Annotated in this window: 9 protein-coding genes; 7 read left to right on the forward strand and 2 right to left on the reverse strand. The window is 74.8% G+C overall.

Going from position 1 to position 12233, the window contains the following annotated elements:
• Nucleotides 1–168: 168 nt before the first annotated feature.
• Nucleotides 169–4824, reverse strand: a complete 4656-nt coding sequence (locus HCN08_RS29600; RefSeq protein WP_206319402.1) for an ATP-dependent helicase — start codon at nucleotides 4822–4824, stop codon at nucleotides 169–171.
• A gap of 91 nt (nucleotides 4825–4915) precedes the next feature.
• Here HCN08_RS29600 and HCN08_RS29605 point away from each other — a divergent pair, with 91 nt between their 5' ends.
• From HCN08_RS29605 to recX, 7 genes are all read left to right on the forward strand, one after another.
• Nucleotides 4916–5761 carry an AraC family transcriptional regulator gene (locus HCN08_RS29605; RefSeq protein WP_167986372.1) on the forward strand — a complete coding sequence of 282 codons (846 nt, stop codon included), beginning with the start codon at nucleotides 4916–4918 and terminating at the stop codon, nucleotides 5759–5761.
• 24 nt (nucleotides 5762–5785) lie between these two features.
• On the forward strand, nucleotides 5786–6583 hold the full coding sequence (locus HCN08_RS29610) for an AzlC family ABC transporter permease (RefSeq protein WP_167986416.1): 798 nt from the start codon (nucleotides 5786–5788) through the stop codon (nucleotides 6581–6583).
• 67 nt (nucleotides 6584–6650) lie between these two features.
• Nucleotides 6651–6977: an AzlD domain-containing protein gene (locus HCN08_RS29615; protein WP_167986373.1), complete on the forward strand. Its 327-nt coding sequence runs from the start codon at nucleotides 6651–6653 to the stop codon at nucleotides 6975–6977.
• A gap of 46 nt (nucleotides 6978–7023) precedes the next feature.
• Nucleotides 7024–7218, forward strand: a complete 195-nt coding sequence (locus HCN08_RS29620) for a DUF3046 domain-containing protein (RefSeq protein WP_167986374.1) — start codon at nucleotides 7024–7026, stop codon at nucleotides 7216–7218.
• 124 nt (nucleotides 7219–7342) lie between these two features.
• Nucleotides 7343–8494, forward strand: coding sequence for an AI-2E family transporter (locus HCN08_RS29625; protein WP_322974769.1), 1152 nt, complete (start codon nucleotides 7343–7345; stop codon nucleotides 8492–8494).
• A 207-nt stretch (nucleotides 8495–8701) separates the two neighbouring features.
• Nucleotides 8702–9826: a recombinase RecA gene (recA, locus tag HCN08_RS29630; RefSeq protein ID WP_167986418.1), complete on the forward strand. Its 1125-nt coding sequence runs from the start codon at nucleotides 8702–8704 to the stop codon at nucleotides 9824–9826.
• Between the two features lie 4 nt (nucleotides 9827–9830).
• Nucleotides 9831–10409, forward strand: a complete 579-nt coding sequence (gene recX, locus HCN08_RS29635) for a recombination regulator RecX (RefSeq protein ID WP_167986375.1) — start codon at nucleotides 9831–9833, stop codon at nucleotides 10407–10409.
• Between the two features lie 47 nt (nucleotides 10410–10456).
• Here the strand turns inward: recX and HCN08_RS29640 are convergent, their stop codons facing one another.
• Nucleotides 10457–12136, reverse strand: a complete 1680-nt coding sequence (locus tag HCN08_RS29640; protein ID WP_167986376.1) for an FAD-dependent monooxygenase — start codon at nucleotides 12134–12136, stop codon at nucleotides 10457–10459.
• Between the last annotated feature and the right edge of the window lie 97 nt (nucleotides 12137–12233).

The following is a 12233-nucleotide window of genomic DNA, read 5'->3' on the forward strand; positions in this document are numbered from 1 at the left end:
GCGTGCGATTGCAAGGCGGGGGGAGGAGAGCGCTGGGGGTACCTCCCGCCGAAGGCAGGGGGAGGGCTGCGCCGACGACCGACAACGCGGCTGGGGGCACCCCCACGCGCAGCCGTGGGGGAGTGCGTGCCCAGCCCCTCCGGGCAGACGGGACTTTTAAAACAGGCCCTAGTGACCGTCGCGCAGCCGCAGCCCCCGCGGCGTGGCATGGAAGCCGGCGGCCTCCAGCGCCTGGCCCAGAGGTGAGGTGAGCGCCGGCTCACCGTTGGTGCGCTCCACCGTGAGCCGCCCCAGCGCACCCTCGCGCACCGCCAGGGCCAGCGCGTCGGCCGCGGCCTGGACCCGTATCTCGTCCATGGGCCAGGCCAGCAGCGTCTTGCCGCCGCGCTCCACATAGAGGGCCAGCTCGCCGTCGGTCAGGACGACCAGCGCGCCGGCCTTGCGGCCGGGCCGGTGGCTCACACCCGGCGGCTGCTCCGGCCACGGCAGGGCGGCGCCGTACGGATTCGCCGGGTCCGCGGCGGCCAGCACGACCGTCCGCGCGTGGTCGGAGCTCTTCTCCGTCCGCTCCCGGGCGGTGCTGAGTGCGCGCAGCCGGTCCACCGCGCCGTCCATCGCGAACTGCGCCGCGCCCAGCCCTTCGACCACATACCCGCGCCGGGCGTGGCCGGTCTCCTCCAGCGCCGCCAGCACCCGGTAGGCCGCCGAGAAGCCGCCCTCCACGCCTTCGGCCGCGACCGCGCCCCGGGTCACCACCCCGTGCCGGTCGAGCAAGGCGTGGGTGAGGGCGTGCGCCCGCAGCGTCGGCTCCTGCTCCGGCTCCGGCAGCAGCGACCAGCGCCCGGCCGTCGTCGGCGGCCCGTTGCGCGACGCCGTCGGCCGCGGCGCCGCCCGGCCGGCCAGCGCGCTGTACCTCCCGCGCGGCACCGCCCGCGGAGCGCGGTGCGCGGTCGCGCCCGCCGTGCGGCCCGAGCCCAGCAGCGCCCGCAGCGGCGCCAGCGTGTCGTTGGTGAGCCGGCCCGACCACGCCAGCTCCCAGATCGCGTCGGCCAGCTCCGGCTCGCTCACCTCCAGTCCGCCCGCCCGCACCTGGTCGGCGATCTGCCGGAAGAACAGCCCGTATCCGCCGGACAGCGCCGCCAGCACCTCCTGGTGCAGCGGGCCGAGCTCCAGCGGCTGCGGCGGAGGCAGCAGCAGCGGCGCGGTGTCCGCCAGGTAGAGCGAGACCCAGCCGTCCTTGCCGGGCAGCGCGCCCGCGCCCGCCCACAGGACCTCCCCGGACGACGTCAGCTCGTCCAGCATCGCCGGGGTGTAGCCGGTGACCCGGGACGGCAGCACCAGCTTCTCCAGCGCCGAGGCCGGCACCGCCGCGCCCTGCAACTGCTCGACCGCCCGCGCCAGGCCGTCCATCCCGCGCAGACTGTGCGTGCCCACGTGCTGCCACTGCGGCAGGAACGCCCCGAGCGTCGCGGGCGGCACCGGCTCCAGCTCCTGCCGGAGCGCGGCCAGCGACCTGCGCCGCAGCCGGCGCAGCACCGCCGCGTCGCACCACTCCTGGCCCGCGCCGCCCGGCCTGAACTCACCCTGCACCACCCGGCCGGCCGCGCCCAGCCGCTGCAGCACCCCGTCGGCGACCGCGGCCCCCAGGCCGAACCGCTCCGCCGCCTCCGCCGTGGTGAAAGGCCCGTGCGTGCGGGCGTAGCGCGCCACCAGATCGCCCAGCGGATCCTTCACCGGCTCGGTGAAGGCCACCGGCACCCCCACCGGCAGGGCGGTGCCCAGCGCGTCCCGCAGCCGCCCGGCGTCCTCGACCGCCGCCCAGTGCTCCGCGCCGGCGATCCGCACCCTGATCGCCCGCCGGGCCGACTCCAGCTCCGACGCCCAGTCCTGCCGCGCGCCGCGCGCCGCCAGCTCGGGCCAGGTCAGCGGCCCCAGCACCCTCAGCAGGTCCGCGACCCCCTCGGCATCCTTGACCCGGCGGTCCTCCGTCAGCCACTGCAGGTCCCGGTCCAGCTCCGCCATCACGTCGGCGTCGAGCAACTCGCGCAGCTCCGCCTGGCCCAGCAGCTCCGCCAGCAGCCGCGAGTCCAGCGACAGCGCCGCCGCCCGCCGCTCCGCCAGCGGCGAATCCCCCTCGTAGAGGAACTGCGCCACATAGCCGAACAGCAGCGACCTGGCGAAGGGCGACGGCTCGTTCGTGGTGACCTCGACCAGCCGCACCCTGCGCGCCTCGACGTCGCCCATCAGCTCCACCAGGCCCGGCACGTCGAACACGTCCTGAAGGCATTCGCGCACCGCCTCCAGCACGATCGGGAACGACCCGAACTCCGAGGCCACCGCCAGCAGTTGCGATGCGCGCTGGCGCTGCTGCCACAGCGGTGTGCGCTTGCCGGGGCTGCGGCGCGGCAGCAGCAGCGCACGGGCCGCGCACTCCCGGAACCGGGAGGCGAAGAGCGCGGAGCCGCCCACCTGGTCGGTGACCAGCTGCTCGACCTCCCCCTTGTCGAACACGACGTCGGCGGCCCCGACCGGCGACTGCTCCGGGTCGAACTCGGCTCCCGGGTGCACCGGCGCCACGTCCAGCAGATCCAGGCCCATCAGATCCGCGTCCGGCAGCCGCAGCACGATGCCGTCGTCGGCGTGCATCGCCTGCGCGTCCAGCCCGTACTTCTCCTGGAGGCGGGCGCCGAGCGCCAGCGCCCAGGGCGCGTGCACCTGGGCGCCGAAGGGGGAGTGGATGATCACCCGCCAGTCGCCCAGCTCGTCACGGAAACGCTCCACCACGATCGTGCGGTCGTCCGGCACATGCCCGCACGCCTGCCGCTGCTCGGCGAGGTAGGCCAGCACGTTGTCGGCGGCCCAGGTGTCGAGTCCCGCCGCGGTCAGCCGCTGCCTGGCCGGTCCCTCGGCCAGCGCGCCGACCTCCCGCAGCCACGCCCCGAGCGCCCGGCCCAGCTCCAGCGGCCTGCCGAGCTGGTCGCCCTTCCAGAAGGGCAGCCGCCCGGGCACCCCGGGCGCGGGGGACACCAGCACCCGGTCCCGGGTGATGTCCTCGATCCGCCAGGACGTGGTGCCCAGGGTGAAGATGTCGCCGACCCGGGACTCGTACACCATCTCCTCGTCCAGCTCGCCGACCCTCCCGCCGCCCTTCTTCGGGTCGGACCCGGCGAGGAACACCCCGAACAGGCCGCGGTCCGGGATCGTGCCGCCCGAGGTCACGGCGAGCCGCTGCGCCCCCGGCCGGCCCGTCACCGTGTTCGCGACCCGGTCCCACACCAGCCGGGGGCGCAGTTCGGCGAAGGCGTCGGACGGATAGCGCCCGGCGAGCATGTCCAGGACCGCCACGTACGCCGAGTGCGGCAGCGAGGCGAACGGCGCGGCCCGGCGCACCACGGTCAGCAGTTCGTCGACGTCCCACACGTCCATCGCCGTCATGGCGACGATCTGCTGGGCCAGTACGTCCAGCGGGTTCGACGGCACCCGCAGCGCCTCGATCGCGCCCTCGCGCATCCGCTCGGTGACCACCGCGGACTGCACCAGGTCGCCCCGGTACTTGGGGAAGACCACGCCGGTGGACACCGCCCCGACCTGATGCCCCGCCCGGCCGACCCGCTGGAGCCCGGAGGCGACCGAGGGCGGCGACTCCACCTGCACCACCAGATCGACCGCGCCCATGTCGATGCCCAGCTCCAGGCTGGACGTGGCCACGACCGCAGGCAGCCGGCCCGCCTTCAGGTCCTCCTCGACCAGGGCCCGCTGCTCCTTGGACACCGAGCCGTGGTGCGCCCGGGCGAGCACCGGCTGCGCTCCCCGGGACGCGCCCGACTGGGCCATGATCTCCGCGGGCGACGGCGATTCGGGGAGCGGCGCCCCCTCGGCCCGCTCGTGGCCGATCTCGTTGAGCCTGTTGCAGAGCCGCTCGGCCAGCCGGCGCGAATTGGCGAAGACGATCGTCGAGCGGTGCGCCTGCACCAGGTCGGCGATCCGCTCCTCCACATGAGGCCAGATCGACGGGCGCTCCGCCGGGCCCGCGGCCGGACCGCTGTGCTCCGCCGTGTCGGCGACGGGCGAGCCGCCCAGCTCGCCCAGATCCTCCACCGGGACCACCACCGAGAGCTGGAACTCCTTCTGCGAGGGCGGCTGGACGATCGTCACCTTGCGCTGCGGGGACAGATAGCGGGCGATCTCGTCCACCGGGCGCACCGTCGCCGACAGGCCGATCCGGCGGGCGGGGCGGTCCAGCAGCCGGTCCAGCCGCTCCAGGGACAAGGACAGATGGGCGCCCCGCTTGGTGCCCGCCACCGCGTGCACCTCGTCCAGGATCACCGTCTCCACCCCGCTCAGCGCCTCCCGCGCCGCCGAGGTGAGCATCAAGAACAGCGACTCCGGGGTGGTGATGAGGATGTCCGGCGGCCTGGTGGCCAGCGCACGCCGCTCCGCGGCCGGTGTGTCCCCGGAACGGATACCGACCCTGACCTCGGGCTCCGGCAGCCCGAGCCGCACCGACTCCTGGCGCAGGCCCGCGAGCGGGCTGCGCAGATTGCGCTCCACGTCCACCGCCAGGGCCTTCAGGGGCGAGACGTACAGCACCCGGCAGCGCTTGCGCGCCTCGGCCGGCGGGGGAGTGGCGGCCAGCCGGTCGAGCGCGGCGAGGAACGCGGCGAGCGTCTTGCCCGAGCCCGTCGGCGCGACCACCAGCACGTCCGACCCCTCGGCGATCGCCGTCCACGCCCCGGCCTGCGCGGGAGTGGGCTCGCTGAACGCCCCGGTGAACCACGCGCGGGTGGCCGGGGAGAAGGCGTCGAGACTGCTGCGACTGGACATGCCTCCATCCTGCCTCGCCGCACCGACAGCCCGCTGACCTCGATCGCCGCCCTGTGGATAACTTCTGGCGCGGCCACGCCACAATGGCCTCATGACCCCGCGCGAGCAGGCCCGGCACTGGGAGCACCCCGCGCTGCCGGGCGTCGACCTGCTGCGGGCCCGCTACGTCCGGCACACCTTCTCCCGTCATGCCCATGACGGCTATGTCATCGCCGCGGTCACCGGAGGGGTCGAGGGCATCGGCCTGCCGGACGGACCGGCGCGGGCCGGCGCCGGCGGCGTCGTCCTCATCAACCCCGAGACCCCGCACTCGGCCTACGCGGGGACGGAAGAGGGCTGGGCGTACCACGTCCTCTATCCCGCACCGCACGTCGTCGCCGCGGTGGCCGCCGACCTGTCGGTCCCGCCGGGCACCCCCTCCTTCACGGCCACCGTCCTGCACGACCCCGCCACCGCCCGGATGGTCTCGGGCGTCCACGCGGCGGCCGAGAGAGACGACGCCCTCGCGGCCGATACCCGCCTGCGGCTCCTGCTCGCCCGCCTGCTCACCCGGCACGGCTCGGGACCGGTCACCGCACCGGGCGGCGCCGGCCGGACCGTCGCCGCCCGCGCCCGCGAGCTGCTGCTCGGCCGGCTCGCCGACCCGCCGAGCCTCGACGAGCTGGCCGCCGAGTTCGGCACCAGCCCCTTCGCCCTGCTCCGCGCGTTCAAGACCGCCTACGGCCTGCCCCCGCACGCCTGGCTGACCGGGGAGCGGGTCAGGGCCGCCCGCCGGCTGCTCGACACCGGCGTCCCACCCGCCCTCGCCGCGACCTGCGTCGGCTTCACCGACCAGCCGCACCTCAACCGCCATTTCACCCGGATCGTCGGCGTCCCGCCCGGCGCCTACCAGCGCGAGCGCAAGAACGTACAAGACCGGCCGCCGGCCGCTCCCTAGCCTGAACGGGTGACCGCAGCACCGATGTCCGGCCCGGCCGCCGGCCTGTCCGGCGACCCGTCCCCTGTCCCGTCCTCTGTCCCGTCCCGCTCCCGCGTGGTCCGTGACGCCCTCGGCGTCGGTGTGGCCGTGGGCCTGTCCGGTTTCGCCTTCGGCGTGACCTCCGCCGGCGCCGGGCTCACCGTGCTCCAAAGCTGCGTGCTCTCGCTGCTGGTCTTCACCGGCGCCTCCCAGTTCGCGCTGGTCGGGGCGCTCGGCGCGGGCGGCAACCCCTTCGCGGCGGCAGCCGGCGCCTTCTTCCTCGGCACCCGCAACGCCTTCTACGGGCTCCGGCTCTCCCAGATCCTCCGGCTGCCGGCGGCGCTGCGCCCGCTGGCCGCCCAGTGGGTCATCGACGAGACGTCCGCGGTCGCGCTGGCCCAGAAGGACCGCGCGAGCGCCCGGCTCGGCTTCACCGTGACGGGCGCGAGCCTGTACACGCTGTGGAACCTGACCACCCTCGGCGGCGCGCTGGGCGCCTCCGCGCTCGGCGACCCCGCCGCCTGGGGCCTGGACGCCGCCGGTCCCGCCGTCTTCCTCGCGCTGCTCGCCCCCATGCTCACAGGCCGCACCGAGCGGGCGGTCGCCGCGCTCGGCGCGGTCCTCGCCCTGACCTGCCTGCCGCTGCTCCCCGCCGGGGTGCCGGTGCTTGTCGCGGCCCTCGCCGCGCCCCTGGCGCTCGCCGCCGGGCGGGCCGCTCCGGCCCGGGCCCGGGCCCGGACGCGGCGCCGGTCCCGCCGGTCCCGCCGGTCGGGGAGGGCGGGCGCGGCGGGAAGCCCGTAGAGGAATCCGGCGGGACATCTGCCAGGACACCCATGAACAGGACATCCATGAAGAAGGGGAAACGGCGATGACGGGGGCCGCGGGCGCCTGGACGGCGATCGGCGTCACGGCCGCCGGCTGCTACGCCGTGAAGATGCTGGGCCTGTCGATACCCGCGGGGCTGCTGGAGCGCCCGCTGGTCAAGCGGCTCGCGGCGCTGGTGCCGATCGCGCTGCTCGCCGCGCTCACCGCGCTGCAGACCTTCGGCACCGATCAGCTGCGGCTCACGGTCGACGCGCGGACCGCGGGCCTGGCCGCCGCCTTCGTCGCGCTGCTGCTGCGGGCACCCTTCCTGGTGGTGATCGCCGCCGCAGTGGCCGTGACCGCCGCGCTGCGCGCCCTGGCAGGGCTGTGACGCCCGCGGCGCCGGTCCGGCCGGCCGGCGCGCGATACTGGCAGCCATGCGGTTGACGATTTTCTGGGAACGAATGCGCGCACACTTCGGTGAGGCGTACGCCGACTCCTTCGCGCGTGACCACGTCATGTCGGAGCTGGGCGGCCGGACGGTCGTCCAGGCGCTGGAGGACGGCTGGGAGGCCAAGGACGTCTGGCGCGCGGTGTGCGCCGCGATGGACGTGCCCGCCGCGAAGCGCTGAGTCGCGGCTGCCCGGCCGGCGGTCCCGGCGGGGCCGGGGTGGCCGGGCCTGGCACGGAGCGGCACCTCTGCGCCGAATGAGTCGACAGCAGGACTTTCCGGGCGCTCAAGGTGACACTTGGCCCGTGGCAGGAACCGACGACACCCCCGAGCCGGCCACGCCTCCTGCCCAGCCGCCGGCCGACGGACCCGGCCCGCCCGGCCCACCCCGCCGCCCGCGCGGGCCCCGCGCCCGCATGCCGCGCTGGCTGCCGCGCGCCCTGATCCTCGCGCTCGCCCTCGTCGCCTGCTACCAGTTCGCGCACTGGGTCTTCGGGCGGCTCGTCGGACTGCTCGTCAACGTCCTCATCTCGTTCTTCTGCGCCGTGGCCATCGAACCGGCGGTGCACTGGATGGCCGGCCGCGGGATCCGCCGCGGCGCCGCCACCGGCCTGGTCATGCTGGGGGTCCTGATCGCCGCCGCGGGATTCCTGCTCGCCCTCGGCTCGCTGCTCGTCGACCAGATCGGCACCATCGTCCGCAACCTGCCGCAGTACGTCGACGACGTGGTGCGGTGGATCAACCGGACCTTCCACTCCCACCTGGAGACCGGCAAGCTCCGCGACAACGTCCTGCACTCCGACTGGGTGCGCACCTACCTCGCCAACGGGGCGAGCAGCGTGTGGGGGCTCTCGGCGACCCTCATCGGCACGGTGTTCCAGCTCTTCACCGTGCTGCTGTTCACCTACTACTTCGCCGCCGACGGCCCGCGGCTGCGGTGCACCCTGTGCTCAGTCCTGCCGCCCGAGCGCCAGGCGGAGGTGCTGCGCGCCTGGGACATCGCGGTCGCCAAGACCGGCGGCTACCTCTACTCGCGCGCGCTGATGGCGCTGGTCTCCGGGATCGCCCACTACGTCCTCTTCCAGGTCCTCGGCATCCCTTATGCGCCGGCGCTGGGCGTCTGGGTGGGGCTGGTCTCGCAGTTCATCCCCACCGTGGGCACCTACCTCGCGGGCGCGCTGCCCATCCTGATCGCGCTCAGCGTGGACCCCTGGGACGCGTTGTGGGTGCTCTGCTTCGTCGTGGTCTACCAGCAGTTCGAGAACTACCTGCTCCAGCCGCGGATCACCGCGCGCACCGTGGACATCCACCCCGCGGTCGCCTTCGGGTCGGTCGTGGCGGGAACGGCCCTGCTCGGCGCGGTGGGCGCGCTCATCGCGATCCCCGTGACCGCGACGTTGCAGGGGTTCTTCGCCGCCTACGTGCGACGCTACGAGGTGGCCGACCCGCGGGACTGACCGCCCGGCGGGTCGCTTGACACGGAATTCGAACATCCATTCTTATGGGTGCGCGCGGAAGGAATTTTCGCGTCGGCGGCCCCGGCACCGCCGGGCAACCGGGCGGAGCCGCCCAAGTTATCCACAGGTCGGAGCGACGTTCCGGGCGCGTTGTCAGTGGCAGGCGCTAGCGTCGTGGACGTGAAGCGATCGAACCAGACATCCCGGGTGGAACCCATGGCAGGAAACGACCGCGACAAGGCGCTCGACGCCGCGCTCGCGCAGATTGAACGGCAGTTCGGCAAGGGCGCTGTCATGCGTCTCGGCGACCGGCCGAATGAGCCCATCGAGGTCATCTCCACCGGGTCGACCGCCCTGGACGTGGCCCTCGGTGTCGGCGGCCTGCCGCGCGGCCGGGTCGTGGAGATCTACGGCCCCGAGTCCTCGGGCAAGACCACGCTGACGCTGCACGCGGTGGCCAACGCGCAGCGGGCCGGCGGCACGGTGGCGTTCGTCGACGCCGAGCACGCCCTCGACCCCGAGTACGCCAAGGCCCTCGGCGTCGACACCGACAACCTGCTGCTGTCCCAGCCCGACACCGGCGAGCAGGCGCTGGAGATCGTGGACATGCTGGTCCGCTCGGGCGCCATCGACCTCATCGTCATCGACTCCGTGGCCGCCCTCGTGCCGCGGGCCGAGATCGAGGGCGAGATGGGCGACTCGCACGTCGGCCTGCAGGCCCGGCTGATGAGTCAGGCGCTGCGGAAGATCACCAGCGCGCTCAACCAGTCCAAGACCACCGCCATCTTCATCAACCAGCTGCGCGAGAAGATCGGTGTGATGTTCGGCTCGCCGGAGACCACGACCGGTGGCCGCGCGCTGAAGTTCTACGCCTCCGTCCGGATCGACATCCGCCGGATCGAGACGCTCAAGGACGGCACCGAGGCGGTCGGCAACCGCACCCGCTGCAAGGTCGTCAAGAACAAGGTGGCGCCGCCCTTCAAGCAGGCGGAGTTCGACATCCTGTACGGCCAGGGCATCAGCCGCGAGGGCGGCCTGATCGACATGGGCGTCGAGCACGGCTTCGTCCGCAAGTCCGGTGCCTGGTACACCTACGAGGGCGACCAGCTGGGCCAGGGCAAGGAGAACGTCCGGAACTTCCTCAAGGACAACCCGGACCTGGCCGACGAGATCGAGAAGCGGATCAAGGAGAAGCTGGGCGTCGGCGTGCGGAAGACCGCCGAGACACCGGAGGCCCAGCCGGCCGCGGACGCGGCTGCCGCCGAGGTGGCGGCCAAGGCCGAGGTGCCGGCACCGAAGAAGGCGACCAAGGCCACCGCAGCCAAGGCCTGACGCCATGGCGGGCAGGTCCCAGAAGCGCGGCGGCCCTTCCGAGTCGAGGGCCTCGCAAGAGCCGCCGCTCAGTCCCGAAGAGCAGGCGCGGGCGGTGTGCCTGCGCCTGCTCACCGGGGGTCCCCGCACCCGCAGGCAGTTGGCCGACGCCCTGCGCAAGCGGGAGATCCCCGACGAGGTGGCCGAGCACGTCCTGGAGCGCTTCCAGGACGTGGGCCTGATCGACGACCAGGCGTTCGCGACCGCCTGGGTGGAGTCCCGGCACCGCGGCCGGGGCCTGGCCCGCCGGGCCCTGGCCATGGAGCTGCGGCACCGCGGGGTGGAGGCCGAGCTGGTGAGCGAGGCCGTCGGCCTGCTCGACCCCGAGCAGGAGGAGCAGACCGCGCGCGCCCTCGTCCAGCGGCGGCTGCCCGGCACCCGCGGCCTGGACCGCGACCGGCGCATCCGGCGGCTCGCCGGCATGCTCGCCCGCAAGGGGTACGGCGAGGGCCTGGCGCTGAAGGTGGTGCGCGACGCCCTCGCCGCCGAAGCGGAGACGGCCGACGAGGCCGGCGAGGCCGGCGACCCCGAGCCTTGGGAGTGACCCACCGGGCCCGCTTCGACCAGCCCGGCCGCCCGCCGGGGTCGGCTCTAGCGGCTGTGCCCGCCCACCCGGGTGCCCGGCGGTTCTGCGTCGTCGGGGACGTCGTCCGTGTCGTCCCCGGCCGCCATCGGCGGGCCGCCACGGGCCAGGTCGGCGTACGAGTACAGCTCCGCGGGACGGCAGCCCACCATCGTCGTGACCAGATGCCCGTCCGGCCGGATCAGCAGCACGCTGTGCGCCGTCGCCCCCGGATACGACTCGGCCACCAGCAGCTCGGCCGGAGTCGGCAGCGCCGCGACCGCCGACGCGAGCCGGGGCATCAGCCCGGCCGTCAGCCAGTGCCTGCTCTCCCACACCCCGGTGCCCGGCGCGATGAGCAGCACCACGAGCCCGCGCCCCAGCCGCTCCCGCAGCCGCCCGACGGTGCCGTCCAGCGCCGTCACCTGCACGTCGTCGACCCGCCCGCCCGGCGGCGTGTCGCACCCGGCCAGCAGCGGCGAGGCGCCCGACCTGCCGCCTCCGGTCCGTGCCGCCGGCACCGCCAGCGGCGAGCGCGCGTAGACCCGCGACGTGGCGGCCGTACCCCGCCCCAGATGGCTGTCGGTCAGCAGCTCCGCCTGCCCCCGCGCCGACCCCGACAGCAGCGACTGCCGCACTGTCTGCCACGCCCCGCTCGCCCGCACCAGCGGCAGCGCCTGGTCGGTGGCCCGCAGCCGGGCGCCCACCGCGCCGCGCCGCTCGGCCTCGTAACTGTCCAGCAGCACCTTCGACGCGCCGTCGTGCCACGCCAGCGCCAGCTTCCAGGACAGGTTCTCCGCGTCCCGCAGCCCCTCCTCGACGCTCTGCGCGCCCAGCGCCCCCATCAGATGCGCCGCGTCCCCGGCCAGGAAGACCCGGCCGGTGCGCCACCGCCGGGCCAGCCGCTGATGCACCGCGTAGTCCGCCGAGCCCACAACCTCGTACGGCACCACGCTCCCGCACCAGGCGGTCAGCGTGCCCCGCAGCCGCTCCACCAGCGCGTCCGGGGTCAGCGCCCGGGCCTGGGCCGGCAGCAGCCAGTCCAGCCGCCACAGCCCCTCCCGCAGCGGCCGGGCGGTGATCTCCTGCCCGGCCGGCGCGCCCGGCGGATCGCGGTGCAGCAGCGCCACTCCGGGCTCGGGCAGCTCGGCCCGCACCACGGCGACGGCGTGCCGGTCCACCGCCGTACGGCCGGGGAAGCGCACCCCGAGCAGCTTGCGCACCGTCGACCGCGGGCCGTCGCAGCCCACCAGGAAGCTGCCGCGCCACCAGGTGTCGTGCGAGCCGCCGGTGTGGACGGTGACCCCGCGCCCGTCCTGCTCCAGCGCGTCCACCCGGCATCCCGCGACGATCCGCACCGAGCCGCAGCCCAGCAGCGCCTGCCGCAGCCCGTCCTCCAGCCGGTCCTGCGCGAGATGCACCGGCGCGTCCTGCGCGCCGAAGTCGATACGCGCGACCTCCGCGCGCTTGCGGACCGTACGCCAGCCGCGCCAGACCGCCCCGTCCTCGCGCAACGACCGGTGGCCGAGGCGTTCGACCAGCGCCGCGGCGGCCGGGGCGAGCACCGCCGTACGCGACCGCCGCAGCCCCTCGGCGCCGGCGATCACCTCCGTCTCGTCCAGCAGGATGACGGGGACGTCGCGGCGGGCCAGCGCGAGGGCGAGGGCCAGGCCGACCGGGCCTGCCCCCGCGACGATCACCGGGTCCACGCAGCGGTCTCCGGAAAGAATGCGGTCACAAAGCGTATGCAACTCACTGCGCCTGCCCGCGTCAAGCGAGAGCCGCACGTCGGCGCGGTGCGCGGAC

It is taken from the genome of Actinacidiphila epipremni (assembly GCF_012034175.1).
Classification (GTDB): Bacteria; Actinomycetota; Actinomycetes; order Streptomycetales; family Streptomycetaceae; genus Actinacidiphila; species Actinacidiphila epipremni.

What these genes read in the sequence shown, in the direction of transcription:
- recX (WP_167986375.1), top strand. Translation starts at nt 9,831, where the DNA reads ATGGCGGGCAGGTCCCAGAAGCGCGGCGGCCCTTCCGAGTCGAGGGCC.
- HCN08_RS29610 (WP_167986416.1), top strand. Translation starts at nt 5,786, where the DNA reads ATGTCCGGCCCGGCCGCCGGCCTGTCCGGCGACCCGTCCCCTGTCCCG.
- HCN08_RS29620 (WP_167986374.1), top strand. Translation starts at nt 7,024, where the DNA reads ATGCGGTTGACGATTTTCTGGGAACGAATGCGCGCACACTTCGGTGAG.
- HCN08_RS29600 (WP_206319402.1), bottom strand. Translation starts at nt 4,824, where the DNA reads ATGTCCAGTCGCAGCAGTCTCGACGCCTTCTCCCCGGCCACCCGCGCG.
- HCN08_RS29605 (WP_167986372.1), top strand. Translation starts at nt 4,916, where the DNA reads ATGACCCCGCGCGAGCAGGCCCGGCACTGGGAGCACCCCGCGCTGCCG.
- HCN08_RS29615 (WP_167986373.1), top strand. Translation starts at nt 6,651, where the DNA reads ATGACGGGGGCCGCGGGCGCCTGGACGGCGATCGGCGTCACGGCCGCC.